This is a genomic window from Haliscomenobacter sp. (genome assembly GCF_041740695.1).
Taxonomy (GTDB): Bacteria; Bacteroidota; Bacteroidia; order Chitinophagales; family Saprospiraceae; genus Haliscomenobacter.
Window position 1 is genome coordinate 131895 of sequence record NZ_JBGSLK010000139.1, and the last position, 26099, is coordinate 157993.

General features: G+C 50.0%; 17 protein-coding genes. 11 read left to right on the forward strand and 6 right to left on the reverse strand.

Annotated features, from left to right (window positions below):
- Nucleotides 1-23 precede the first annotated feature (23 nt).
- The 4 genes from ACEW9O_RS28635 to ACEW9O_RS28650 all read left to right on the forward strand — a co-directional run bounded on the left by ACEW9O_RS28635 (nucleotide 24) and on the right by ACEW9O_RS28650 (nucleotide 6550).
- Nucleotides 24-1586 (forward strand): arylsulfatase, encoded by a 1563-nt coding sequence (locus ACEW9O_RS28635; RefSeq protein WP_373553666.1) that lies wholly within the window; start codon nucleotides 24-26, stop codon nucleotides 1584-1586.
- 2 nt (nucleotides 1587-1588) lie between these two features.
- Nucleotides 1589-3883, forward strand: a complete 2295-nt coding sequence (locus tag ACEW9O_RS28640; RefSeq protein ID WP_373553667.1) for an alpha-L-rhamnosidase C-terminal domain-containing protein — start codon at nucleotides 1589-1591, stop codon at nucleotides 3881-3883.
- Nucleotides 3884-3964: 81 nt separating this feature from the next.
- Nucleotides 3965-5923, forward strand: coding sequence for a histidine kinase dimerization/phosphoacceptor domain -containing protein (locus ACEW9O_RS28645; RefSeq protein ID WP_373553668.1), 1959 nt, complete (start codon nucleotides 3965-3967; stop codon nucleotides 5921-5923).
- A gap of 3 nt (nucleotides 5924-5926) precedes the next feature.
- Nucleotides 5927-6550 carry a response regulator transcription factor gene (locus ACEW9O_RS28650; protein ID WP_373553669.1) on the forward strand — a complete coding sequence of 208 codons (624 nt, stop codon included), beginning with the start codon at nucleotides 5927-5929 and terminating at the stop codon, nucleotides 6548-6550.
- 235 nt (nucleotides 6551-6785) lie between these two features.
- Here ACEW9O_RS28650 and ACEW9O_RS28655 read toward each other — a convergent pair whose 3' ends face one another.
- The 3 genes from ACEW9O_RS28655 to fahA form a co-directional block, all read right to left on the reverse strand.
- On the reverse strand, nucleotides 6786-7637 hold the full coding sequence (locus ACEW9O_RS28655; RefSeq protein WP_373553670.1) for an SDR family oxidoreductase: 852 nt from the start codon (nucleotides 7635-7637) through the stop codon (nucleotides 6786-6788).
- 33 nt (nucleotides 7638-7670) lie between these two features.
- The gene (locus ACEW9O_RS28660) at nucleotides 7671-8549 is read right to left on the reverse strand and encodes a flavin reductase family protein (protein WP_373553671.1); all 879 of its coding nucleotides are present in this window, start codon (nucleotides 8547-8549) and stop codon (nucleotides 7671-7673) included.
- Nucleotides 8550-8622: 73 nt separating this feature from the next.
- Nucleotides 8623-9849 (reverse strand): fumarylacetoacetase, encoded by a 1227-nt coding sequence (gene fahA, locus ACEW9O_RS28665; RefSeq protein ID WP_373553672.1) that lies wholly within the window; start codon nucleotides 9847-9849, stop codon nucleotides 8623-8625.
- Nucleotides 9850-10091: 242 nt separating this feature from the next.
- On the opposite strand from fahA, the gene ACEW9O_RS28670 reads away from it, so the two are divergent.
- The 3 genes from ACEW9O_RS28670 to ACEW9O_RS28680 all read left to right on the forward strand — a co-directional run bounded on the left by ACEW9O_RS28670 (nucleotide 10092) and on the right by ACEW9O_RS28680 (nucleotide 15175).
- Nucleotides 10092-11417: a Gfo/Idh/MocA family protein gene (locus ACEW9O_RS28670; protein ID WP_373553673.1), complete on the forward strand. Its 1326-nt coding sequence runs from the start codon at nucleotides 10092-10094 to the stop codon at nucleotides 11415-11417.
- Nucleotides 11418-11570: 153 nt separating this feature from the next.
- Nucleotides 11571-13094, forward strand: coding sequence for an arylsulfatase (locus ACEW9O_RS28675; protein WP_373553674.1), 1524 nt, complete (start codon nucleotides 11571-11573; stop codon nucleotides 13092-13094).
- A 5-nt stretch (nucleotides 13095-13099) separates the two neighbouring features.
- The gene (locus ACEW9O_RS28680; RefSeq protein ID WP_373553675.1) at nucleotides 13100-15175 is read left to right on the forward strand and encodes a prolyl oligopeptidase family serine peptidase; all 2076 of its coding nucleotides are present in this window, start codon (nucleotides 13100-13102) and stop codon (nucleotides 15173-15175) included.
- A gap of 3 nt (nucleotides 15176-15178) precedes the next feature.
- Here the strand turns inward: ACEW9O_RS28680 and ACEW9O_RS28685 are convergent, their stop codons facing one another.
- Nucleotides 15179-16897, reverse strand: a complete 1719-nt coding sequence (locus ACEW9O_RS28685) for an ABC transporter ATP-binding protein (protein ID WP_373553694.1) — start codon at nucleotides 16895-16897, stop codon at nucleotides 15179-15181.
- 342 nt (nucleotides 16898-17239) lie between these two features.
- Between ACEW9O_RS28685 and ACEW9O_RS28690 the strand changes: the two genes are divergently transcribed.
- Nucleotides 17240-18262 carry a DUF3089 domain-containing protein gene (locus ACEW9O_RS28690; protein ID WP_373553676.1) on the forward strand — a complete coding sequence of 341 codons (1023 nt, stop codon included), beginning with the start codon at nucleotides 17240-17242 and terminating at the stop codon, nucleotides 18260-18262.
- Between the two features lie 46 nt (nucleotides 18263-18308).
- Nucleotides 18309-19472, forward strand: a complete 1164-nt coding sequence (locus ACEW9O_RS28695; protein WP_373553677.1) for a PAS domain-containing sensor histidine kinase — start codon at nucleotides 18309-18311, stop codon at nucleotides 19470-19472.
- Between the two features lie 34 nt (nucleotides 19473-19506).
- Here the strand turns inward: ACEW9O_RS28695 and ACEW9O_RS28700 are convergent, their stop codons facing one another.
- A complete protein-coding gene (locus ACEW9O_RS28700) occupies nucleotides 19507-20100 on the reverse strand; it encodes a peroxiredoxin-like family protein (protein WP_373553678.1) in 594 nt (197 codons plus the stop codon).
- A gap of 186 nt (nucleotides 20101-20286) precedes the next feature.
- Between ACEW9O_RS28700 and proB the strand changes: the two genes are divergently transcribed.
- Nucleotides 20287-21366, forward strand: coding sequence for a glutamate 5-kinase (gene proB / locus ACEW9O_RS28705; RefSeq protein ID WP_373553679.1), 1080 nt, complete (start codon nucleotides 20287-20289; stop codon nucleotides 21364-21366).
- A 240-nt stretch (nucleotides 21367-21606) separates the two neighbouring features.
- On the opposite strand, the gene ACEW9O_RS28710 is transcribed toward proB, so the two are convergent.
- Complete coding sequence (locus tag ACEW9O_RS28710; RefSeq protein WP_373553680.1) at nucleotides 21607-22347, reverse strand: hypothetical protein; 741 nt, start codon at nucleotides 22345-22347, stop codon at nucleotides 21607-21609.
- Nucleotides 22348-22641: 294 nt separating this feature from the next.
- Between ACEW9O_RS28710 and secA the strand changes: the two genes are divergently transcribed.
- Entirely contained in the window at nucleotides 22642-25965 is a 3324-nt protein-coding gene (gene secA / locus ACEW9O_RS28715; protein ID WP_373553681.1) for a preprotein translocase subunit SecA, read from the forward strand.
- Nucleotides 25966-26099 lie beyond the last annotated feature (134 nt).

Below are 26099 nucleotides of genomic sequence, written 5' to 3' on the forward strand. Positions count from 1 at the left end.
GTAAGCGCAGCAATCTTATGATCATGAGCCATAAAAAAACACGAAGCATTTTTTGGGGCCTGTTTGCGCTCAGTAGTCTATGGTTCGGATACAAGTTGGAAACGAGCGATTCGCGCCCCAACATCATCTTCATCATGGCCGACGACCTGGGTTACTCAGACATCGGCTGCTACGGCGGCGAAGCCAAAACCCCCAACCTCGACAAACTGGCTGCCAATGGCCTCAAGCTGCGCAATTTTTACAATGCCGGGCGCTGCTGCCCCACCCGAACGGCGCTCCTGACCGGGCAATATCCCCATTCAGCAGGAATGGGCAATATGGTGTCGTTTGATGACCAAAAAATAAGTCCTGGGCCGTATCAGGGCTTTTTAGACCCCAACACCCCCACCATCGCCGAGCACCTCCGCCAGGCGGGGTACAGTACCTACATGACGGGCAAGTGGCACGTCGGTGAGCGCCCGGAGCACTGGCCGCTGAAACGGGGTTTTGACAAATATTTCGGCCTCATTTCCGGAGCGTCGAGTTTTTTTGAAGTTTTGCCCGAGAAGCGCAAGCGCTACATGGTTTTGCAGGATCAGGAATACGTGCTCCCGAAGGAGGGTTACTACGCCACGGATGCGTTTACGGACAAAGCCATTGAGTTCATCCAGGGGCAGGCACCGCAGTCGAAGCCTTTCTTTTTGTACCTGGCCTATACCGCGCCCCACTTTCCGCTGCATGCTTACGAGAGCGACATTGCCAAATACGAAGCCCTCTACCTGCAAGGTTGGGACGTACTGCGGCAACAACGTTTTGCCAAAATGCAAGCACTCGGGCTATTGGACAAACGCTACCAACTCAGCCCCCGGCCTGCTGACATTCCTGACTGGAACAGCATCAGCGACAAAAAGAACTGGGCCAGAAAAATGGCCGTGTACGCCGCCATGATCGACCGCATGGATCAAAACATTGGCAAACTGATCCAGACCCTGGAAGCCCGACAGGAGTTGGACAATACCCTGATTGTATTTTTGTCGGACAATGGCGGCACCTCTGAGAATGTCGACGATCGAAAACTGGGCGAACCTGGCAAAAGGATAGGCGAGCGCGGCTCTTACGGCACCTACGATGCCCCCTGGGCCAATGTGTCCAATACCCCCTTCAAACTGTACAAGAGTTACATGCACGAAGGTGGCATCATCAGCCCCTTCATTATGCATTGGCCAGCCAAAATCAAGCCCCGGACTGGCTATCAGAACACCCCCGGCCACGTAATTGACCTGCTGCCCACTAGCCTGGAACTGGCGCAGGTTCCCATCCCCAAAGAGCTGCCTGGCCAAAGTCTGAGCCATTTTTGGAAGGCCAAAAAGCCCAAAACCCGCTCCTTGTTTTGGGAGCACATCGGTAACAAAGCCCTCCGTCATGGCCACTGGAAGCTGGTCAAAGAGCACGGCGATGAGGACTGGGAACTCTACGACCTGAGCGCCGACCCCAGCGAAAGTGTAAACTTGGCGCCACAAGCCAGTGAAAAAGTGGAAGTACTGAAGGCGGAGTACGAGGTTTGGGCGAAACAAGTGGGGGTACGGGAAATTCCGGTAAAAAAATGAGCATGCACAACTATCGGTTTACTTCTACAATTTGGCAACTCCTGGTCTTGGTAGGGATGATTTGTCCTACCTACGCCCAAATCCGCCCTGCACCCCTGGATTTGCGCTGTGACCTGCTGCGCCATACCGATCAGGTGCGGCAAAACGGACTGCCCGTAACCGTCTCCCTCGAAACGGCTAGCCAACGAGCGGAAACTTACCAATTTGCCCGCATTTTTAGCCCCCAGCCCCAATTCAACTGGGCACTCGACACCGCCATCCGCCGAGCCAGCGCCTACCGGATTTTAGTAGCTTCTTCCCTTCAATTGCTCCAACAAAATCAGGCAGATTATTGGGATTCAAAAAAAGTAAAATCCGGCCAACAGCAGGCCACTTATGCGGGCAAGGCACTGATTCCAGGCAAGGTTTATCATTGGAAAGTACAGGTTTGGGATCAAAAAAATCAAGTCAGCTCCTTTTCGGTGCCCACTGCGTTTTATTACAGTCCTCCCGATCCAGCGGAAGTTTTTTCCCATCAGCCCCTCGCGGCGGAAATCCAAAAGCCCGTGGCGCTGGTCAAAAGAGCAGCTGGAAGTTATTTCCTCGATTTTGGCAAAGACGCCCTGGCGCAATTGCAACTAAAACTGAGCAGTGAAAAAACCGACACGGTCTGGATCGAAGTGGGGGAATTGCTGCAAGCACCGCAGGTGGTACACAAAAATCCCGGGCGCAACATCCGCTACCTCAGACTCCCCCTGCTGGTGCAAAAAGGCACATTCGATTACCGCATCACCTGGCCTCCAAATCCCCGGCGCGACAGCCGCAATCCTGTGCAAATGCCCAGTTACATTGGCGAAGTGTACCCTTTTCGGTATGTGTCCATTGAAAATTTTGCGGGTGAACTCAGCCTGGAATCGGTGCAGCGCAAGATCGTTTTTTATCCTTTTGATGAAAATGCGGCTTCCTTCCATTCCAGCGACACCATCCTGAATCAGGTCTGGGACTTGTGCAAATATTCTATCAAAGCCACCAGTTTTACGGGCTACTACGTGGATGGCGACCGTGAAAGAATCCCCTACGAAGCCGACGCGCTCATCAACCAGCTCTCCCATTACGCCGTGGATGCCGAATACAGCATGGCTCGCCGGAGTTTAGATTACCTGATTTTTCATCCCACCTGGCCCACCGAATGGAGCTTGCAAAACATCCTGATTGCCTGGTACGATTACCTCTACACGGGTGATGTAGGCGCCATCCAAAAGTACTACCCCGACCTGCAACACAAAACCCTCCAGGCTTTGGCTGGCCTCAATGGCCTCATCAGTACCCGCACCAATTTGCAAAGCGATGCCTTTTTACAATCCATTCACATCACCAAAACTTTTGACGGTCGCCGCGGTTTGCACGACAATGTGGACTGGCCCCAAACGGGTAATTACATCGGGCCAGAAAAAGAGCACCCGGGAGAAACCGATGGCTTTGTGTACAATCCTTACAACGCCGTAGTCAACGCCTATTACTACCACAGTTTGTTGTTGATGGAAAAAATGGCGCGCCTGCTGCAAAAACCAACGGATGCCCAACAGTACCAAAGCAAAGCGCAACAGGTTTATCAGGCTTTTCAAATGACCTTCCGCGACCCTGCCACAGGGTTGATCAAAGATGGCGATAGCACCAGCCATAGCTCCCTGCACGCCAATATGTATGCTTTGGCTTTTGGCCTGGTACCGGCTGCCGATCAGGAAAAAGTACTGCAGTTCATCAAGAGTCGGCGCATGGCTTGTAGCGTGTATGGCGCCCAGTTTTTGATGGATGCTTTATACGAGGGTGCTTATGGCGATTATGCGCTGGAATTGCTCACTGCGACCACCCAACGGAGCTGGTACAACATGATCCGCAGTGGCTCGACCATCTCCATGGAAGCCTGGGACATGGTGTACAAACCCAACCTCGACTTGAACCACGCTTGGGGTGCAACCCCCGCCAACACCATTGTGCGCAAACTCATGGGCGTAGCGCCACTGAGCCCTGGTTTTGATACCTTTCAAATCAAGCCGCAGCTGGGTAGACTCACTTTTGCTCGATTAAAAACGCCTACGATCAAAGGGCTGGTGTCGGTAGTTTATGAAAAAAAAGCGAAGCAAAACCTGCTGGAGGTCATCATCCCAGGCGGTACGGTGGCCATGGTTTACATGCCCCATGATCCGCAGCACCCAGCGTTGTTTGTGGATGGTAAAAAAGTGGCTGTTGCCCCACAAAATGGATTTTTTATCCTCAAAAATGTACAGTCAGGGCAGCACGTTTTCAGAACCCAATAACTAAGGAATGGTTGCAAAATAACCCCTAAGTACCAGCCGCCAAGCCACTAATCCTGATAATTTTGTACTCAAACCTGCAACATGTTGCGAATCCTGCTCTGTCTTTATTGGTTCATCCAGCTTGATTTGACCTTTGCTCAAGTCAACTCGAACGCAACGCCACCAAAGGATCGGGCCGATAATTGGATCGAAGCAGGCCAGGCCTTTTTGCAAAAGCGCGATTACGTCAATGCCTTAAAAAGTTTTGACCGGGCCAAACCCCTACTGGAACACCAAAACGACGAATACCGCCTGGGGCGTTTGCTCAAACAAATTGGCGACCTGTACTCCGCCCGCACCTACTTTCGCCAATCCGCCGAGCATTACCGCGATGCCATTACCTTGCTGCGCAAAACCGGGCAACAAGAACTGGTGGGGGATTGCCTCGAAAGTTTGGCCAACATCAACTTCAATTTTGGCTATTCTGCCCAAGCCATTGCGAATTATACCCGGGCACTCAGCGTAAAAGATCGGCTCAATGATACCAAGGGTAGGCTGCAATGCCACCTGATGTTGTCGAAGTTGTATTTTTCAGATAAAAACTACGAGTTGGCGCTTTCGCATAATCGTGAAGCGCAACAACTCGCGGGGAAGGATTGGGCCGCTGAAACTAGCACCGCCATTCAGGATGTGGTGATTTTGACTTTTTTGGGTAATATTGGGGAAGCCGAGCAGGCCTTAAAAAACGCTGAAGCTTTGGTAGCCAAACAAAACAACCCCAGCAGTTCCATCAAATTGCTGTCGGCAATGGCCAATCTTTGTTTGGCTAAAAAAGACAAAACCTGCGCCAAAGGCTATGTAGATTCTGCTAAAGTCTTGCTGCGAGGCTCCCAAAACCCGGAACTCGCCGTGGATGCCTTGAGCCAAATGGCCGAGATCCATAAAAACAACGGGGATTATGCCGCTGCCTTCGACGCCATTGTCTGGATGGATCGCTACAAAGATGTGTTCCGTACCGAAAACGTTGAACGCATCAGCGCTGAAATCCGTGAAGCGGCAGGAGCAGCCCTGCGGGAGAAGGAGATTGAATCCTTGAACCTGAGCAACCGCCTGAAAGAAAGTCAGTTGAGCAAAGAAAAACAGGCCCGTTTGGCCCTTTTGCGTGAAAGCATCTTGATGGACTCTTCCTTGGCTTCGCAAAAGCGGCTCTTTGCCGTGCTCGAAAACCAGTCGCAGCTCCGCGAAATCCAACTCAACAAAGAAAAGGAACTCAGCCAATCGCTCAGTAGAGAGAATACCTTGAAGCAAAAATTGCTCAACGATGAACGCCGCAACCGCAACTTCCTCTTCCTGGGGCTCAGTGCGATGTTCCTGCTGGGCGGGGTCATTTACCTGCAATACCGCAAGCAGCACAAGAACAACTCCATCATCCAAAAGCAGTCGGAGGAATTGGCGGTATTGAACCGCGAAATCCACCACCGGGTAAAAAACAACCTGCAAGTCATTTCCAGCATGCTGGATTTGCAGTCGCAATCCGTACAAGACAGCAGCGCCAAAGGAGTCATCAAAGAGGCAATTTTGCGGGTGCAGGCGATGGCTTTTATCCACCAAAACCTGTATCAAGACGAAGCGGTGAACAGCGTCAATATGAACGAGTACATCCAGATTCTCTCCGATCACTTGTTCAAAACCTACAACATCAATGCGGATAAAATCCAGTTGCACACCCAAATCGAATCACTCAAACTGCACACCGACACCGCCATCCCTCTGGGCATGATCCTGAACGAGTTGATCAGCAATGCCTTGAAATACGCGTTTAAAAATCGGGAGCAGGGCAGTATTTGGGTGGTTTTGAAAAAAAACAACCAGGAATTGTTGTTGCAGGTCAAAGACGATGGCGTAGGGATACCCCCCGATTTTGACCCCGAAAACACCAACTCTTTCGGCTACGAGGTCATCCAGGCCATGGCCCAAAAACTCCGTGCCCGCCTGAACATCAACGGTAGTCCAGGCACCGATGTACAATTGCTGATCACCAAGTTCAAAACCACCACTTAAGCCATGACCGCCATCAAAGTCCTGATCGTTGAAGATGAACCCTTGATTGCCCGCAACATTGCGATGTACCTGCGCAACAACAATTTTGAGGTATCGGGCATCGCCTACGACCCCGAAGAGGCGCTGTTTCAACTGCGTCGGCAGCCGCCAGATTTTGCCATCCTCGACATCAATCTGGAGAGTGAACGCGACGGCATTCAATTGGCGGAACACATCAATAAAAATTTGTTCATCCCCTTCGTATTCCTCACCTCCTACTCGGATAAGGAGACCCTGGAACGCGCCAAAAAGACCAATCCCTCGGGTTTCATCGTCAAACCTTTTAATGAACAAACCCTTTATGCTACCATAGAAATTGCCCTGGCCAATCATGCCACCCAGGCCAATCGCCACGTACCCAAACTGATGCTCGACAAACTCAATGGGCACCTCCTGGCCCCCTTGACCGAACGTGAGTTTGACGTGGTTCGCCTACTTTATGCGGGCAAAACCAACCAACAAATCGCCGATGACTTGTACATCGCCATGAATACCTTGAAAAAACACATCAACAATGCTTATTTTAAACTGGATGTGAATAGCCGGACGACGGCGGTGGCCTTGTTGCGGGATTTGATGGTGCGGTGAACGTATCAAAACTTCAAAACGCAGCAGTATACGAAGGGGAATTTTAATCCGAAGATCGCGGAGGAAACGCTGAATTGGTTGGGTAAAATGCGCCCCTGAAGCTGAAATCTCTTAGGTGCCTCTTAAGTGTCTAAGGTTTCTTAGGTGGTAAAAAAAAGCCCTGCGCAGCAGGGCAAGGTATTATTTCACCACCTAAGAAACCTTAGACACTTAAGACACACCTAAGAAAGGTAATCTAAAAGAACGAATCGATTTTACACATCTCCAGGCATTGCTCCCACAACTGCGCCCGATCCTCCTCAATGTAAGTATACTTCGCCGACAGTTTCGGTTTGCACTTGTCCCAATACAAACCACTTTGCCCCTTTGCCTCTGGCGAGCTTGCACAAAAGATTTGGCAAAGCGCCCCTTCTGCTGGGCTTACTCCGCTGCTGCGCCGGATTTTCCAGGCCAAAGCATGCAACCAATTGGTGCGCTTGACGCCGATATCCGTCTTCACCAAACCCGGCTGGATGGCATAACTTGACACATTCGCATCTGGCTTGCGCTGGTGCAACTCAGACACAAACATCACATTCGCCCCCTTGGATTGGGCATAGGCGCGTAAGCCGTGGTATTTGTTCGTCAGGTTCAGATCGGCGTAATTGACCTTGAACTGAAAGTGGGAATCCGAAGCCACACACACGATCCGGCCATCCTCGGCCTTGCGAATTGCGGGGTACAGCACATGGCTCATCAGCACGTAGGCCAGGTGATTCACGGCAAACATGGTCTCTACGCCATCCTCGGTGAGGGAATGTTGTGAAATCCAGGTGCCCGCATTGTTCACCAGCGTATCAATGACGGGGTATTTGTCCAAAATGAGTTTACCCGTTTCCCGAATCGAAGCTTGTGAGGCCAAATCCACGGTCAACAACTCCAATTGATCGTTTTGGGTGGCAGTGAATATTTTATCCAGTGCTTCCTGGCCTTTGTCGGCGCTGCGGCTGAGCATAATGACTCGGGCACCCTGCGTTGCCAGGGCCTTGGCCGTTTCAAATCCCAGACCGGAGTTCGCCCCGGTAACCACTGCTATCTTGTTCTTCATGGTGTCCAAAAATTTGGGCAAATCTAACACTGATCAAGCTTCCAGCAATAAAATTTTTAGCGCTTCTTCGGTTTTGCCTGCTTCGATCCAGGTTTTGGCCAATTGGTGCAGGGCTTTGGAGCCTTGTTGTAAGGCGGTTTGAACTTCGGCGTATGCGCGCAAAGCGGCTATTTCTTCAGTGGTAGGAAAGGTTTCGATATTGCCCAAGCGACCCAGGTTATTGCCAGTTAGCACCGTGCTATTGCGAATCGACGCGGGCAGGGCATCCACACCAATGCCTTTGGTCAGGAGTGGTTTGGGGATTTCAAAAAGCGCATCGCCACTGGCCCGCGAGTACCAATTGCCGCCCATTCGTGCCACGAGGTCGAGTTTGGTGGTATCCAATCGGCCATTTTCATCCAGGTATTGCTCCTGCACGTGGATGAGCAACACCTGACAAATGACCAGATTGCCCGCGCCCCCTTCGGTACCCATGGGAATAACTTGCAACACTTTACATTCAAAAGATACTGGAGCCTCCCCTACCCGCGGCGGCTGGATCAAGGTTGAAGGCACCTGTGTAAAACCCGCTTTGACGAACTCGTTCACGCCCTTTTCATACTCGGTACTGGCCAGCGACATTTGTTCCACCATCGGGTAATTGACCACACTTATGCACACCTCGGCAACTTCCAGCACGTTGTCCAGCGTATGTTTGGTGGTATTGACCCGTGCCCGCCGCGAAGGCGAAAACACCAGAATGGGTGGATTGGTGCTGAACATGTTGAAAAAGCTGAAGGGACTGAGGTTGACTTGCCCTTCTTTGTCCAAAGTACTGGCAAAAGCGATGGGCCGTGGCGCAACTGCAGCTTGGAGGTAGCCTTGCAATTCGGGTATACTGATGCTGTTTGGGTCGATGGTTTTGATGGACATAAATGCAATTTTTTGGAGTTGTACAGATTTTCGGCAAAGATCATAAATTATGCATTAGTGCTTGGTGATGTACTTAACATATCGCGGGCAAAATCTGCCCTCGGACCGCACCAAATCCAACCCGTACCCCATCCTTCAGCCCATAGCCCCGCATCGTCACGGTGTCTCCATCTTCCAGAAAGCTGCGCGTACTGCCATCCTCAAGTCGAATCGGCTGGGTACCCGACCAGGCCAGTTCCAGCATAGAACCGTACGAGTCTGGGCTTGGCCCACTAATGGTACCCGAACCCATCAGGTCACCAATGCGTACATTACAGCCATTGACGGTATGGTGAGCCAGTTGCTGAGCCATGTTCCAGTACATGTATCTGAAGTTGGAGCGGCAAATTTCGGTGCTGCTGCCTTGGCTGGTTTGGAGTTCAACGAACAAGTTCAGGTCGTAGTTTTGCAGACCCTCATAAACCAGATAGGGCAATACAGCGGGTTCTTGTACTGGGCCAGCTATCCGGAAAGGTTCCAGTGCCGCCATCGTCACCACCCAGGGCGAGATAGAGGTAGCAAAGTTTTTGGCCAAAAATGGGCCTAGAGGCACGTATTCCCAAGCTTGGATGTCGCGGGCCGACCAATCGTTGAGCAACACTTTGCCAAAGATGTATTCGCCAGCTTCAGCAGTGCCGATGCGTTGCCCCATGGCCGTAGTTTTGCCAATGATAAAGCCGGTTTCCAGTTCAAAATCCAGCCGCGCCGAGGCTTGAAAATGGGGCAACAGATCGTCTTTGCCCTTCACCTGCCCACAAGGGCGTTGCACGGGAGTGCCGCTGACCACCACCGAAGAGGCTCGCCCGTGGTAGCCCACCGGGATGTGTCGCCAATTGGGCAAAAGGGCGTTAGCTGGATCACGGAACATTTTCCCCACATTCGTGGCATGTTCGATGCTGGAATAAAAATCGGTGTAGTCGCCAATTTCAATGGGCAAGTGCATTGTCGCCTCAGCCTGAGGAACGAATGCGGTGGGGTTTTCGCGTAGCAATGGAAGGTCTTCCTGGAGCCAACGTTGCAAGTCGAGGCGGAGAGCGGAGGTCGTTTTTTTGCCCAGGGCAATCAAATCGTTCAGCGTTTTTTGCTGAAAAACCTGGGGATCAATCTCAGGAAATAGTCCTAGCTCAGCCAACGCGTACAAATCCAGTATGGCATCCCCAATGGCGACGCCAACCCGTGGAGACCGATCCTGGGTGGAGAAGATGCCAAAGGGCAGGTTATGGATGGAAAAATCGGAATCTGCTGGGATGGATAAAAACATAGCGAGGAAATGATGGATTAAAAAATAACTGTTTAGGGATGTGGTCTCAAATTTTGAGCAAGGGGATTACGCCACAATATAACGCAAAAGCCTTGGCTTAGTGAGGGGTAATACGAGTAAAACACTGAGTAGCAACAATTCTTACAGAACTTCAAAATAGTGATTGAGGATAGAATAATCGAACCATTCTTTACTTTAACTTACACCAGTTTTTTACCTTCAGCAGATCCAAAACCACAAATATGACCAACAAAAAACCTACATCCGTCTCCCGGCGCAATTTTTTGGGCAACAGCGCCAAAGCCGCAGCAGGCTTCATGATCGTACCCCGCTTTGTGCTCGGTGGTACCAGCCCCAAGGGCACCCGCTATTTGCCCCCCAGCGACATGATCAATTTTGGCCTGATTGGTACGGGCAAACAAGGCAAAGGTTTGGCAACTTCCTTCATCGGCACGGGTGAAGCTCGCATTGCCGCCATCAGTGAGGTATACCAGGCTAAGGCCCAACAAATGATGGAACGGACCAAAGCCTATTACGAAAAAAACACCCAATACGGCCAGTATTCCGACATCGCGTTGTACACCGATTTTCGGGAATTGTTGACCCTCAAGGACATTGATGCGGTCATCATCGCTACTCCCGACCATTGGCACGCGGTACAAGCCGTCAAGGCCGCCGAAGCAGGCAAGGACATCTACTGCGAAAAACCATTGGCGCTTACGGTTAAGGAAGGTAGAGCCATGGTCGACGCTGCCCGGAAATACGACCGGGTCTTCCAAACGGGAAGTATGCAGCGCTCCTGGCCGGAATTCCGCCAAGCCGCCGAACTGGTGCGCAACGGCTACATCGGCGAGATCAAACACATCAAAGTCAATGTGGGGACGCCTCCAGTGAAGTACAACCTGGCCGCCGAACCCATTCCCAATGGACTGAATTGGGATTACTGGTTAGGGCCAAATGAACCCGTGGCCTTCAACTCAGAACTGGCCCCGCCCCTCAGCAAAGATGTATTCCCGAACTGGCGTTTGTACAAAGAATTCGGTGGCGGCATGGTCACCGACTGGGGCGCCCACATGTTCGACATCGTGCAATGGGCTCTCGATATGGACAACAGCGGCCCAGTGGAAGTGATCCCTCCCGACGGTGCGGAATACAAAAACCTGACCTTCCGTTACGCCAACGGCATCACCATGACCCACGAAAAATGGGAATGGAGCAACGCCATCCACTTCATCGGCAGCACGGGCGAAATAAAGGTACAACGCCGCAAAATTGAAACGACTCCCGCGGAACTGGCCACTAGGGTCATCGGCGAAACCGAAAAACACGTCTACAAAAGTGAAAACCACTACAAGGATTTCCTGGAGGCCATGCGCAAGCGCAGCAAGCCCGTTTGTGACGTGGAAATCGGGCACCGAACCGCCTCGGTGTGCAACATCGCCAACATCGCCTACGAATTGAAACGACCGCTCAAATGGAACCCGAAAAAGGAGAGTTTCAAAAAAGACAAAGAGGCAAATGCACTTTTGGGCCGGAAGCTGCGGCCAGAATGGGCGATTAAACTGTGATTCATTGGTTGAGGAAGGTTGAGTGAGGTTGAGAAGGTTGAGGCTGCCGCAGCGACCTACACCTCGGCTACACTCGGAGGCCATGTCGCTTCGGCAGCCTCAACCTCCCTCAACCATCTCAACCTTCCTCAACCTTTTTCAACCTTTTTCAACATGCACCCTTCATTCAAATACCTTTTTTTCCTAGGTGGCCCACTCGTCGCCCTTGCTCTATTAGGCTTAAAGCAGCCATTGCAGAAAAAAATATCCCCCAACATCGTCTACATCCTGGCCGATGACCTGGGCTACGGCGATGTATCGATTTACAACCCTGACGGAGCTGTTCCGACACCCAATATCGACAAATTGGCGACCCAAGGCATGCGGTTCACCGACGCGCATTCGCCCTCTAGCGTTTGTACGCCTACGCGTTACGGCATCCTCACCGGGCGCTACCCCTGGCGCAGTCGCCTGCCTGTAGGTGTATTGCGCGGGTATAGCCGCACGCTGATCGAAGCAGAGCGTCCGACTGTTGCTTCTTTGTTGAAAAGTAAGGGCTACGAAACCGCTGTGGTGGGAAAATGGCATTTGGGGCTGGATTGGGTGCCACAAGTCGCCCATCAGGATTCGCTCCAAAAGCAAAACTACGGCATCAAAACGGAGATGCTTCCCGAGCAAATCGATTTCGATCAAAAAGCCAGTCAAGGCCCTCAAACGGTTGGGTTTAACTACTCTTATGTGCTACCCGCTTCATTGGACATGCCGCCTTACTGCTACCTAGAAAACCAGCAACTGACCGAATTACCGACCGCTTACACCGATGGCAATAAACTCGAAACTGGGTATACAGGACCGTTTTGGCGGGCCGGAAAAAAGTCGCCTTCCTTTGACTTTTATGGGGTATTGCCCCGTTTTGTTGACAAAGCCAATGATTTTTTAAAACGACAATCCAGACAAAAACCTTTTTTCCTATACCTGCCATTGGCCGCTCCACATACCCCCTGGGTACCTACTCCCGGTTACCGTGGGAAATCCAAAGCGGGGGAATACGGCGATTTTTTACAACAAGTTGATGCGGCAGTAGGACAAGTGCTCCATACCCTGGACAGCATGGGTCTTTCTGACAATACCCTCGTTGTTTTTACCAGTGACAATGGCCCCTACTGGCGTGAAAATTTTGTCAAGCAGTTCAACCACAAAGCAGCTGGCCCGTATCGCGGCATGAAAGGTGACGCTTTTGAAGGAGGGCACCGGATTCCTTTCATCGTTCGTTGGCCCGGCAAGGTAAAAGCCGGAAGCATCAGCAATGCTACGACCACCTTGACCAATTTGCTGGCCACTTGTGCCGAAATGCTCAAGGTGAAAGACGCGCGTTACAAGGTGGAAGACAGCTACAGTATCCTTCCGGTGCTGTTGGGCAAAAGCACCCAAGTGGCCCGGCAAGCTGCGGTGGTACACAGTTCTTCCATTGGCTATTTTGCGATTCGCCAAGGGGATTGGAAATTGATCGAAGGTTTGGGGTCAGGCGGTTTTACTGAGCCAAGGAATGTGGAGCCCAAAGCGGGAGGCCCAACTGGACAGTTGTACAATCTGGCAGAAGACGTTGGAGAAACAAAGGATTTGTATGCGCTGTATCCAGAGAAGGTACAGGAATTGCGTAAATTGCTCAGCGACATTAAAAATGCCAAACCAAAATAAACCGGATGAAAAAACTGCTCCTATTTTCGCTATTGTTGCTTGCCAATGGACTCTTAGCCCAACCCAGTATCAAGTTACTGCTGGCCCAACCTTTCCCCAGCAACTTGACGGCTAGTGCAGATGGCAAAAATGTGGCCTGGGTAATGAATGACAACGGCAGCCGCAATGTATACTCTGCCGAGGGTGTTGATTTCAAGAATACAGCACGCATTACTGGCTTTGAAGAACGCGACAATGGCATTGACATCTCTGAACTCAGCTTCACCCCCTCGGGAAAACACGTCGTTTTTGCACGCGGGAATACCCCCAATACCCAGGGTTACGCAGCCAATCCTGCCCAGTTACAAATGGAAACTGGCCGTTTTTTGTACATAACTGACCTGGAACATGGGCGGGATTTTCGCAAAATTGCTGCGGGGTATGCTTTCAAAATTGCGCCAGACGGCCGCAGTGTGGCGTACCTGAATGCTGGGCAAGTTTGGCTCGCGTCTCTAGTGGACACCATGGTCAAGCCTCAAGTGTTGTTCAAAGTCAGAGGAGGAGTAGGCTCCCTGCGCTGGAACCCAGCTGGGAGCAAACTGGCTTTTGTCAATAGCCGTGGCGATCACTCTTTCATTGGCATTTATGAGCTAGTGGCAAAAAGTGTCAGTTTTCCCGATCCTTCGGCGGATAAAAACCAAGACCCCGTATGGAGCCCCGATGGCGAGTGGCTAGCGTATATCCGCAATCCGATTCAAGCCGACGAGTTTATTTTTGCCCCCCGCCGGACTGGGTTTCCGTGGAGCATTCGTTTACTCAATGTCCAAACGGGCGAAACCAAAGAAATTTGGAAAGCGGATGAAGGCAAGGGCTCCGTACTGGTGGGCGACCTTCCGGCAATGGACAATAAGCTGCTATGGGCCAAGGGACAACAACTCATTTTTCCCTGGGAAAAAGACGGCTGGGTTCATTTGTACGCCTTGGACATTGATAAAAAGAGAGCCAAACTGCTGACTCCCGGGGTAGGCGAGGTGGAAAATGTGACCCTTGCGCCCGATGGCCAAACCCTTTATTACAGTTGCAACATTGGCGACTTCAACCGCCGCCACATCTGGAAAGTAGACATCAATACCACTCAAGCAGAACAAATCACCAAAGGGGAAGGCATAGAGTGGAGCCCGGTGCCCAGCGCGGAGGGTTTGGCGCTTTTACATGCTTCGGCAAGCAAACCCGCTTGGCCCGCTTTGTACACCAATGATGGTTTTAAGGACTTAGCAACTGCTTTTTCCATTTCAGATTATCCTACCGATCTGGTGCAACCACAACAGATCAGCATCAAAGCCACCGACGGGATGAGTATACCCGCCCAGCTGTTTTTACCGCCCAATCATCGGCCCGGAGAGAAACACCCCGCGGTCATTTTTTTACACGGTGGCAGCCGCAGGCAAATGTTATTGGGCTTTAACTACAGCCAATATTACTCCAATGCCTATGCCCTGAACCAGTATTTTGCGCTAAAAGGCTACGTGGTGATTGCCCTGAATTTTCGCAGTGGAATCGGTTATGGCCTCGATTTTCGCGAAGCGCTCAATTATGGAAGAACGGGCGCGAGTGAAGTTTATGACCTGATTGGCGCAGGAGAATACTTGAAAACCCGCGCCGATGTTGACCTCAAACGCATTGGCCTTTGGGGTGGCAGTTACGGTGGGTATCTCACGGCGCATGGCCTGGCGCGGCGCAGCGATTTGTTTGCGGCTGGAGTAGACATCCACGGGGTGCACAACTGGAACAAGGTCATTCCAACTTTCAACCCAAGCTACGATCCTTTGAAACACCCCGACATCGCCAAAAAAGCCTATGAATCGTCGCCGATGTTCTACACGGCGGGTTGGAAAAGCCCGGTTTTGTTCATCCACGGCGATGATGACCGCAACGTCATTTTTAGTGAAACGGAAGACATGATCAAGGTTTTGCGCCAGCGGAAAGTGCCTTTTGAGCAGTTGATATTTCCGGATGAGGTGCACAGTTTTTTGCTTCAGCGCAGTTGGGTAAAAGCCTATGAGGCGACTTTTGAGTTTTTGGATCGGCATTTGAAGAAATAACTACTACTCCTCCACCGCCGCCACCTGCAAAAACTGCATCTCATACAGCTGCTTGTAATGCCCGTTTTCATTGCGCAGCAACTCCTCGTGTGGCCCGTATTCCTGCACTTCTCCTTTGTGTAGGACCAGAATATTGTCCGCATGACGAATCGTGGACAAGCGGTGCGCAATGATGATCGAAGTACGTTTGGCGATCATCGTTTCGATGGCAAACTGGATTACCCCTTCCGTTTCAGGATCGATGGATGAAGTGGCCTCGTCCAAAATCAGGATGTCAGGATTGAACACCAGCGCCCGCACAAAGGAAATCAATTGCCGTTGCCCCATGGAGAGCGTAGCACCTCGTTCCATTACCTGATAGTCGTAACCACCGGGCAATTTTTCGATGAATTCGTGGGCACCGATCATTTTGGCGGCTTCAATCACCTGTTCGCGGCTGATGCTGTCGTCGCGCAGGGTGACGTTTTCCAGAACCGTTCCGGCAAACAAAAACACGTCCTGCAAAACCAGCGCCACCCGGCGGCGCAGGGAATACAAGTCGTACTCTCGAATATCGACCCCATCCACTTTGATGGCACCTTTTTGTATTTCGTAAAAACGATTGAGGATGTTGATGATCGTAGACTTACCCGAGCCCGTTGCGCCCACAATGGCCAACGTTTCGCCGGGATTGATGTGAAAACTCACATCTTTCAGCACATATTCTTCCTCGTTGTAGGCAAACCATACTTTTTCAAAATCAACTTCGCCTTGTAGTTCAGCGGGCTTATGGCTCCCGTTTTGTTCCAGATTCTCGGGATCGTCCAGCAAGGCGAAAACCCGCTCGGCGGCCACCAAACCCATTTGCAGGGTATTGAAACGATCGGCCAGGGTTCGGATGGGGTTGAAAAGCATATTGAGGTAAATCGGGAACGCGACCAGGGCGCCCATGGTCACTTCATCGGCGATCGCGCCCCTTGCGCCCCACCAGATCATCAGGCCCAGGGTTGCCGCAGCAATGATTTCCACTACGGCATAAAACACGGCGTAATAAAATACCGCATCGAGGTTGGCCTTGGTATAATCGCGATTGACTTCACGGAATTTCTCAGCTTCCTGTTGTTCAGCGTTAAAAATTTGCACGATGCGCATCCCCGTGATGCGTTCCTGCAAAAACGAGTTCATACGCGACACCTGCGTGCGTACGTCCTGGAAGGATTTTTTGACGTTTTTTTGAAAATAATAACTCGTCGCCACCAAAAAAGGCAGGGTCAACAAACAAGCCAGCGTCAATTTCCAACTGGTGTAAAACATAATGCCCAGCACGACTACCAGGGTCAAAATATCGGCAATCATGGTAATCACCCCCTGCGAAAACACTGTATTGATGGTTTCCATGTCGCTGATGGTGCGGGTGATAGAGTTCCCGACGGGGGTACGATCGAAATAACGCAGGCGCAAACTGGTGATGTGTTTGAAAATGCCCACACGCAAATCGCGCACCACACATTGCCCCAGCCAACTGGTTGCGTATTGAAAAACGTATTGCAAAAAGGCGTGGAGCAACAAAGAAACCAGGAAAATGAAGGCCATAAAGCCCAGTCCCTCAATGTCGAGTTTAAAGATGTGTTCGTCCACCATGACCTGCACCAACCAAGGGCGCATGGTGCCCAGTGGAGCCAATACAATGGCCATAATGGCCGAGGCGATCAGCACGTTTTGGTAGGGCTTGGCCTGTGCCATTACCCGCCGCAGGAGGTAAAAATTGAACTTATTTTTGGGTTGATCTGTAGCCAAGGTTGTATCGGGTTGGTGAACGGAATTAGTTGGGCAAAAATAAGTGCTCATTTTTCTTGAGCCAAAGGATTAGATAAGAAACTTGAAATTAAGCGTTTTCTTATCTAATCCTTTGGCAAAATGAGCGCTTATTTTTTTATCGCCCCAAAGGGTAAAATTACAAAGGGAAACAGTTTTTTTGCCATAAAAGGTTAGCTGAGAAGCGAGTTTTGTTTATTTTTTATCACATGCTTCAAATTTAATGTCAAAATTCCTAGTTTACTTTCCAATAAGGAAAAAGCGTGTTCCATGAAAACAACCCAAATTTTTGGTCTAGCCATAAGTCTCCTCGCGATAGCTTGTTCTACCCCCAAGGAGACAATGGTGGCCTCGTCTGCCAGTGGGGTACCGGCTGCGCCCGATTATGCTCAGGAGGGTAGCTGGGCTGCTTTGCCCGATCGGGTAGATGCCGCCGATGTCTTTCCCAAAGGTATGGAGGACCGCCAGAAAGATGGGGAAGTAGACGTATTTTTTGTTCATCCCACCATTTATACCCAGGAGCGCGAACAGACCGATCCCTGGAATGCCGATGTACAGGACGCCAAAATGAACAAAAAGGTAGACGAAAGCGCCATTCGGTTTCAGGCCAGCATTTTCAATGGCGTGGGGCGGGTGTATGCGCCCCGGTATCGGCAAGCACATATCGGCGCTTATTGGTTGCAGGAGCGCGACATGCAAAAACGCATCTTTGACCTGGCCTATTCTGACGTACGCAATGCCTTTCAATATTACCTCGATCATTACAATCAGGGTCGCCCAATCATCATTGCTTCGCATAGCCAGGGCACGACTCATACTCAACGTTTGTTGAAAGAGTTTTTTGACACCACCAACCTGCGCAACCGCCTGGTGGTGGCCTATCTGGTGGGCATGCCCGTCAAACGGGATTTGTTGGAAAACATCCCCCCCTGTGACCGTCCCGAGCAAACGGGCTGTTTTTGTTCCTGGCGTACCTACCTCAAGGGGCATTACCCCGATTTACACCAGCCGGGAAACAATATTGTGAGTACAAATCCGTTAAACTGGTCAAGTGATACCCTCTATGCGGCCCGCGAATTGAACAAGGGTGCAGTACTACGCAGTTTCAACAAAGTAATCCCAAAAGTATGTGATGCCCAGGTGCACGATGGTGTGTTGTGGGTCAACAAACCGAAGTTCCCAGGTAGCTTCCTGTACAACAATCCGAACTACCACATCGGGGATTTTAACCTCTTTTACAGCAACGTTCGCGAAAATGCAGTAGCACGAGTAGGATATTTTTGGAAACGATAAAAGGTTTATGGACATATATAGCCGAAAATCGCGGTGGAAAATTTACATGGCAGGAACTGGGGTGTTCATCCTGCTGATCTCGATATTTTATACCACTTATTTGTCAAAACAATTGGCGGAAGGGGAGCAATACCGGGTGGAAAATTTTGTATTGGCCCAGGATCAATTGAACTCGGATAAGGAGTTCGAAGATGTAAGTCTCCAACTACAAATTTTACAGGGCAATACGACCATTCCAGTCATCATTACGGATGAAAGACTGCAGATTGTAGATGCCATCAATTTTGGAGAAGAACGGGACGCGGATAAAAAATACCTGCAAGAGGTCATCCAAAAACTCCAAAAAAGTGGATTTGAACCTATTGTTAGTAATACAACAGGCAATAAAATATTTTACCAGGAATCTACCCTGCTGCGCCAACTGCGCTATTTCCCATTGATCCAATTGATCCTGATTGCCGCGTTTGTCGCCTTGGGCTACGTTAACTTCAGCTCCGCCCGCCGCAGTGAACAAAACCGGGTGTGGGTTGGCATGGCCAAAGAAACTGCCCACCAGTTGGGTACACCCATCTCGGGCATTGTGGCCTGGTTGGAAAACCTGCGCGCCATTCGGGAAGAAGACGAAGAAGTCATCGAAATTGTGGACGAACTCCGTACCGATGTTGGCCGCCTGGAACTCATTGCCGAACGTTTTTCTAAAATTGGCTCCATTCCCTCTTTGGAGCCTGTCAATATTTATACTGAACTGGAAAAATGCCGGGTCTATATGCAACGCCGGGCTTCGCGCAAAGTACAATTCAATTTCCCAGACCCAGATAGTTCGCCCCTCAACGTACGCCTCAATCCACCCTTGTTTGATTGGGTAATCGAAAACCTGCTGCGCAATGCCCTCGATGCCATGGATGGCCAGGGCAGCATTCAAGTGGATGTTACCGAGGAAGATCATGTGGTGAACATAGATGTGACCGATTCGGGGAAGGGGATTCCGAGCTCCAGGTTCAAAACTGTCTTTCAACCCGGCTTCACCACCAAGAAACGCGGTTGGGGCCTGGGCTTATCCTTGTCCAAACGCATCGTGGAGGAATACCATTCGGGTAAAATTTTTGTAAAACGCTCCGAAGAGGGCAAAGGCACTACTTTTTCCATTCGTTTAATTAAAGCTTCAAAAGAAAAACAGGTACTTCAGCCGGAAAAAATTCTGCAAGCCTAAATACCTGTTTCCCTGTCTATTCTATTGTTTGTTACTATAAGTTACTTGCTGCGGCCAACAAAAGGTCTCCATTTATGCGGTGTTTGAAATCAGGACTGATGTACTCAAATACAATTTCCTTTTTATCATTGATGATGAATACAGCGGGTACAGGTAACCACCCCTTATTTTCGTCACCAGAAGCACTCAACAACATTTTCTGGTATCGTTCAGGTGCTTGAAAAGCAATGCCCATTTTGCTCATCAATTCCCCTTTAGAATCAGAGTACAACTGATAACTCAAATCATGCTTTTGGTCGGTTTCATTGAGTTTTTCTGGTGCATCCGGACTAACGGCTACAATCTGGTAACCCATTTCTTTTAGCTTTCCCTCAATTTTTTGCAATTCGCTCAAATGGGCATTACAATAAGGACACCAACCGCCACGATAAAAAATGAGCACGGTTTTTTTGTCGCTTAGCACACTACTTAACGAAGTGCTATGGCCATCCAATTGAGCAATTTGTGCTTCTGGAACCATTTCTCCGATGAGCAAGGGCGAAATGTCTTCCGCTTTGGTTGGTAATTCACTTTGGGCATGAGCGGATAAGGACATCAGGAGCAGACAACTCCACAGTAGATACTTCATGTTGAGATGATATTTATTTTGGGTGAATGAATGGGGCAAAGGTACCCTCAATGTCGATATGCAAGCGTTGGCTTGCGGACACTTGTTCATCCAATAGACCCCGTGATGTACAAGAAAAGCCACTTATTTCACCCACGTTACGTATCTTTGCGCACCCGCTAAATAAGACCAGCAATTGGGAAAAACATGACAAACACCCACTACCACCGGATTGTGGTAAAAATTGGTTCCAATGTGCTGACCGACGAACAAAGTCGGCCCGATCAACAACGCATCGCTCATTTGGTAGAACAGGTTGACTGGCTGCGCAGCCAAGGGGCTGAAGTCATTTTGATTTCTTCGGGAGCAGTAGCAATGGGCCGTTCTGCCTTGCCTCAGTTGAGCCATGTCAACCCCGTATTGCGCCGCCAGGTTTGGGCTTCAGTGGGGCAGCCCCGCTTGATGCAAATCTACCAGCAACTGTTTGAGGATAAGGGCACTCACATCGCCCAACTGCTCGTCACCAAAGAAGATTTTCGCGACCGCGAGCATTACCTCAACATGAAGGCATGTTTGCAAGGATTACTCCGCGACGAAATTGTCCCCATCATCAATGAAAACGATGCGGTAGCTGTCACCGAATTGATGTTCACTGACAACGACGAACTGGCCGGTCTGGTGGCCGCAGCCGTGAATGCCGACGCCTTGGTGATCCTGAGCAATGTGGCGGGTATTTACGATGGGCATCCCAATGACCCGAATAGCCACCTGATTCGGGAAATTGATCCTAACGATGCACAATTCCAACGTTTTATCCTGCCTTCTACCTCCTCTTTTGGGCGTGGAGGCATGAATACCAAGTACCGGATTGCCCGCAAAGCTGCCGTGCTAGGGGTGCACACCATCATTGCCAACGGTAAAAAAGACCAGATTCTGCACGACATTTGGCAACAAACTGGAGAATACACCCTTTTTCCCAGCCAAAAAAAGACTTCTAACCTCAAAAAACGCCTGGCTTATCAAGGGGCAGAGCCCAAGGGTAAAATCATCATCAATGAGGGAGCTGCTTTGGCACTACGCGCTGAGGAACGAGTATCGAGCTTGCTTCCCGTAGGCGTTACCGCCATCGAGGGGGAATTTGAACGGGGTGATATTGTGGCTATTTTTTGCGGAAGTGAAGAACTGGGCATTGGGATGGTACAATATGGCTCAGCTACTGCTCGGAAATATGTGGGGCAAAAGGGAAAAAAAGCGCTGATACATTATGATTATCTGCTGATTGGTTGACCCATGCGATAAGTATTTGACTGTCAAGATAATGTATTTTAAAAATAAGAATTATCCCAAATTTTCAACTTAAAACCAAAACGGATAAAATTATCACAAAGGAAAAAAAGAGGACACCAAGGGCACAAAGTTATACGTTGACAACGCTTTGCTTTGTGTCCTTGGTGTCCTCTTTTTTTCCTTTGTGCTTAAAATATGTCGCTTTGTGCTACTTAAAACATAGTGCAACCCCTAGCCCCCTCACTGCATTTCCTTAAACTTCTTTTCCAATTCCGCCATCGGGTACCGCTTCGCCAATTTGTATTCCATTACCCCATTGCCCACAAATTTTCGGTAATGCACTCGGCCAATCCCCTTCGCATAAGTCTCATCGCCTGGATATGGTGGTGGCGCCAGGATGCCATTTTTATGGGTTTCGATGGCTTCTTTCATTCCAAATTTCACCGCATCGTATTTTTTTCCTTCTACTTCAACCGTGGTGATTCCACCAAAACGCCGGTTTTTGATCAATACCGTTTTATCCAGCGTATCCTGTTTCCAGGTCCATTCCAGGCGTGTTAAAAAGATACCCCCTGGATTGTTTACATAAAAGGGGTACACATTGCCTGCCACGATTTTTACGGGCACCAGCAATTGTTCCGGTTTGCCAGTAGTGTCTTGTTCGTAAAAAGTGATTTCCTCCAGCAACATGCCATTTTTGACCATCACCTCCCGTGCGTGAATTTGCGGGCTTAAATCCCCCGCGCGATACAGGGTACTGGTCAGGTATTTTTTCCCATCCTGGATCAAACTGCGGTAATACCAGTAATCCGGCGCAATGGAATCATTGCCTACAAACGCATATTCGTAGACCATGCCTTCCTCTAATTCTTTGAGCGGAAAGTAATAATTGCGGATGTCAATGGTGTCATTTTGGCGGGTACAAGTGAACAATAAACTGCCAAGCAGCAGAAAAATGGCCGAAAACAAACTTCTTTCCATAATGGTATCGTTCTTGTAAATAAAAAAATGGCATTTCTGCCAAAATGGCTTAGGTTCTATTTTTGTGCAAATTTGGTACAAAATTGGGCATAAAAAAAACACCCCTAAAGATAAAGCGAAAATTGTATCAAATGATTCATGGAAAATAGGCTTCTTTTTTAGTCCAGATGTTACCAACTTGTATTATTGGCCATCCATCATTCGTTAATCCGCCGTATCTTTGGGAGAATTTTGAGCTACTTGGCGCTGATATAAGCTCTAGTTTAAAAGCTCCTAACGTACAAATTACCCAACATGTTTGGCACTATTGGAAAAGCACTAACCAAGATTCTCGGTGGCACAAAGCACGAGCGGGATGTGAAGAATCTTGCGCCCATTGTGGAACAAATCAACCAGATTGGAGAGCAACTCCGTCAGATCAGCAATGACGAGTTGCGCAACAAAACCCTGGAGTTCCGGGCCTACATTGCGCAGCAATTGAGCGCCATCGATGAAGAAATTCAGAATCTTCGCAATGAAGCCCATGACGCAGAAGACCTCATTAAAAAAGAGCAACTCTTTAACGAAATAGACGAAGCCATCAAGGACCGGGACAAACAATTGGAGCTTGTCCTGAAAGAAATACTACCCGAGGCTTTTGCCGTTTGTCGGGAGGCTGCCCGTCGTTTTAAGGAAAATCCTACCCTCGAAGTCACGGCTACCGATCACGACCGAAACCTGGCCGCCAAAGGCAAACGCTACATCAGCATCGAAGGCGAAAAGGCTACCTGGAAAAACCAGTGGACTGCCGCCGGAGGGGACATTACCTGGGACATGGTGCACTACGACGTACAGCTCGTGGGTGGTATGGTGCTCCACGATGGTAAAGTTGCGGAAATGGCTACGGGGGAAGGTAAAACCCTGGTGGCAACCTTGCCTGCGTACCTGAACGGCATTGGTGGTCAAGGTGTACACATCGTAACGGTCAACGACTACCTGGCCCGACGGGACTCCGAATGGGTAGGGCCGCTCTACGAATTCCTTTTTCTGACCGTCGATTGTATCGATAAATACCAGCCACACTCCGAAGACCGCAACGCGGCCTACCAGTGCGACATCACCTTCGGTACCAACAATGAATTTGGTTTCGACTACCTGCGCGACAACATGGTGCGCTCCGTAGAAGAAAAAGTACAGGCCAAACACCACTACGCCATCGTGGATGAGGTGGACTCCGTATTGATCGACGATGCGCGTACCCCACTGATCATTTCTGGCCCCGTTGGGTATACCACCGAAGACCAGGACTATGTAGACCTCAAACCTGCGGTAGAACGCCTGATCAACATCCAGCGCAAACTGGCCACCGATTACCTGGCCCAAGCGCGTAAATTGTACAACGAAAATAAAATTGGGGTGGAGGAAGGCCAATCGGGTATGGCGCTCTTGCGTTCTTACCGGGCATTGCCCAAATCACGTCCTTTGATCAAATTCCTGGGGGAAGAGGGGGCCAGAGTCCATTTGCAAAAAACCGAAAACCACTACATGCAGGAGCAATCCAAACACATGCATTTGGTGGATGCCGAGTTGTATTTTGTAATCGACGAAAAAAACCGCCAGGTTGAATTGTCTGATAAAGGGGTAGACTACCTGACCCTGGGTAGTGCCGATCCAAACTTTTATATCCTGCCCGATTTGGCAACGGAGTTGATGGAAATTGACCGCAATACCGAACTGACCAAAGAGGAAAAAGCGGAAGCCAAAACCAAATTGTCGCAGGATTTTGCGGTCAAATCCCGCCGTTTGCACGCCATCAGCCAGTTGTTGAAAGCCTACACTATTTTTGAGGCCGACGAAGACTACGTGGTGATGAACGGTGAGGTGAAAATCGTGGATGAACAAACGGGTCGGATGATGGAAGGCCGTCGGTATTCCGATGGTTTGCACCAGGCTCTGGAAGCGAAGGAAAACGTAAAAGTAGGCGAAATCACCCAAACGTACGCAACCGTTACGCTCCAGAACTTCTTCCGCATGTACCACAAATTGGCTGGTATGACTGGTACAGCCGAAACCGAAGCCAAAGAATTGTGGGACATTTACAAATTGGAGGTAACAGTTGTTCCCACCAATCGCCCGATGACCCGTAAGGACATGGACGACTTGGTGTTCAAATCATCCAAAGAAAAATACGACGCAGTCATCGACGAAATTGTCCAACTCAGCAATGCTGGCCGCCCGGTGCTGGTCGGTACAACTTCGGTGGACATTTCCGAAAAGCTAAGCCGCCTCTTGCGCATGCGCAACATCGACCACAACGTGCTCAACGCCAAGCAACACCAACGTGAAGCCGAAATTGTAGCCGAAGCGGGTCGCCCCGGTAAAGTGACCATCGCCACCAACATGGCGGGTCGGGGTACCGACATCAAAATTTCGGCAGAGGTAAAAGCTGCGGGTGGTTTGGCCATTATTGGTACCGAACGCCACGAATCTCGTCGGGTAGACCGCCAGTTGCGTGGTCGTGCCGGACGTCAGGGAGACCCAGGTACCTCTCAGTTCTACGTTTCCTTGGAAGACAACCTCATGCGTTTGTTCCAATCCGAGCGCATCGCTGGTTTGATGGACCGCATGGGCCACAAAGAAGGCGACGTGATCCAGCACAGCATGGTCACCAAGTCGATTGAACGGGCGCAGAAAAAAGTAGAAGAAAACCACTTCGGGGTACGGAAACGTTTGTTGGAATACGACGACGTGATGAACGTACAACGGGAGAGCATCTACAAAAAACGCGACAATGCCCTGTATGGCGAGCGGCTTTCGGTCGACCTCAATACCGGCTTTGAATCCATGATTGAAAACCTGGTGCTGATCCATCGCCAAGGAGGGAATTTTGAAACCTTCCGCCGTGAGGCCATCAGCCAATTGGGCATCGATCCTGAGCTTGATGCTGCGTTCTTCCGCGATGCCCCCGTCAACGATGTAGTGAATACCTTCTATACCCAGTTTTTCGATGCGTACCACCACAAAGCAGATCAGATAATCGACCTGTTGTTGCCACAAATTCAAGATGTGTACCACAATCAGGGCCACATCTACAAGCGCATCGTAATTCCGTTCACGGATGGTAGTTCACACCCTTACGTGGTCACTGCTGATTTGCAAGATGCAGTAGAATCTAAAGGTAAAACGATCCTCCGCGACATCGAGCGTACCGTGACCCTGGCCATCATCGATGAGAAATGGAAGGAGCACCTGCGCAACATGGACGAACTGAAAGAGTCCGTACAAGCCGTGTCTTTTGCCCAAAAAGACCCACTGGTGGAATACAAACTCAAAGGTTACGATTTGTTCCAGGACATGTTCATGGAAGTGAATCAATTGGTGACAGGTTATTTGTCAAAAGGTACCCTGGTGTTCTCCGATGGCACTACCCTGGAGCAAGCTCGGGAACAACGCGCCCTGGAAACAACCCGCACCCAAACCAGCCGCTCCGACGATGAGCCACGCCGCCGCGAAGCTGCTGAATCGGCCAGTGCGCCACGCGAAAAAGTATCACCGATTCGTCGCGACCCCAAAATTGGGCGCAATGACCCCTGTCCTTGTGGCAGTGGAAAGAAGTATAAACAATGTCACGGGAAATGAAAGATGAGAGATGAAAGATGAGAGATGAGAAATAAGAGATGAAAGATGAGAGATAAGAGATGACAATCGCTTTCCCCTCATCTTTCATCTTTCATCTTTCAGCTCTCCTCTCTTATCTTTCATCTCTCATCTCT

Excerpts from the sequence above, each read along its gene's own strand:
- ACEW9O_RS28635 (WP_373553666.1), top strand. The coding sequence starts at position 24 with ATGAGCCATAAAAAAACACGAAGCATTTTTTGGGGCCTGTTTGCGCTC.
- ACEW9O_RS28640 (WP_373553667.1), top strand. The coding sequence starts at position 1,589 with ATGCACAACTATCGGTTTACTTCTACAATTTGGCAACTCCTGGTCTTG.
- ACEW9O_RS28645 (WP_373553668.1), top strand. The coding sequence starts at position 3,965 with ATGTTGCGAATCCTGCTCTGTCTTTATTGGTTCATCCAGCTTGATTTG.
- ACEW9O_RS28650 (WP_373553669.1), top strand. The coding sequence starts at position 5,927 with ATGACCGCCATCAAAGTCCTGATCGTTGAAGATGAACCCTTGATTGCC.
- ACEW9O_RS28655 (WP_373553670.1), bottom strand. The coding sequence starts at position 7,637 with ATGAAGAACAAGATAGCAGTGGTTACCGGGGCGAACTCCGGTCTGGGA.
- ACEW9O_RS28660 (WP_373553671.1), bottom strand. The coding sequence starts at position 8,549 with ATGTCCATCAAAACCATCGACCCAAACAGCATCAGTATACCCGAATTG.
- fahA (WP_373553672.1), bottom strand. The coding sequence starts at position 9,849 with ATGTTTTTATCCATCCCAGCAGATTCCGATTTTTCCATCCATAACCTG.
- ACEW9O_RS28670 (WP_373553673.1), top strand. The coding sequence starts at position 10,092 with ATGACCAACAAAAAACCTACATCCGTCTCCCGGCGCAATTTTTTGGGC.
- ACEW9O_RS28675 (WP_373553674.1), top strand. The coding sequence starts at position 11,571 with ATGCACCCTTCATTCAAATACCTTTTTTTCCTAGGTGGCCCACTCGTC.
- ACEW9O_RS28680 (WP_373553675.1), top strand. The coding sequence starts at position 13,100 with ATGAAAAAACTGCTCCTATTTTCGCTATTGTTGCTTGCCAATGGACTC.
- ACEW9O_RS28685 (WP_373553694.1), bottom strand. The coding sequence starts at position 16,897 with ATGGCACAGGCCAAGCCCTACCAAAACGTGCTGATCGCCTCGGCCATT.
- ACEW9O_RS28690 (WP_373553676.1), top strand. The coding sequence starts at position 17,240 with ATGAAAACAACCCAAATTTTTGGTCTAGCCATAAGTCTCCTCGCGATA.
- ACEW9O_RS28695 (WP_373553677.1), top strand. The coding sequence starts at position 18,309 with ATGGCAGGAACTGGGGTGTTCATCCTGCTGATCTCGATATTTTATACC.
- ACEW9O_RS28700 (WP_373553678.1), bottom strand. The coding sequence starts at position 20,100 with ATGAAGTATCTACTGTGGAGTTGTCTGCTCCTGATGTCCTTATCCGCT.
- proB (WP_373553679.1), top strand. The coding sequence starts at position 20,287 with ATGACAAACACCCACTACCACCGGATTGTGGTAAAAATTGGTTCCAAT.
- ACEW9O_RS28710 (WP_373553680.1), bottom strand. The coding sequence starts at position 22,347 with ATGGAAAGAAGTTTGTTTTCGGCCATTTTTCTGCTGCTTGGCAGTTTA.
- secA (WP_373553681.1), top strand. The coding sequence starts at position 22,642 with ATGTTTGGCACTATTGGAAAAGCACTAACCAAGATTCTCGGTGGCACA.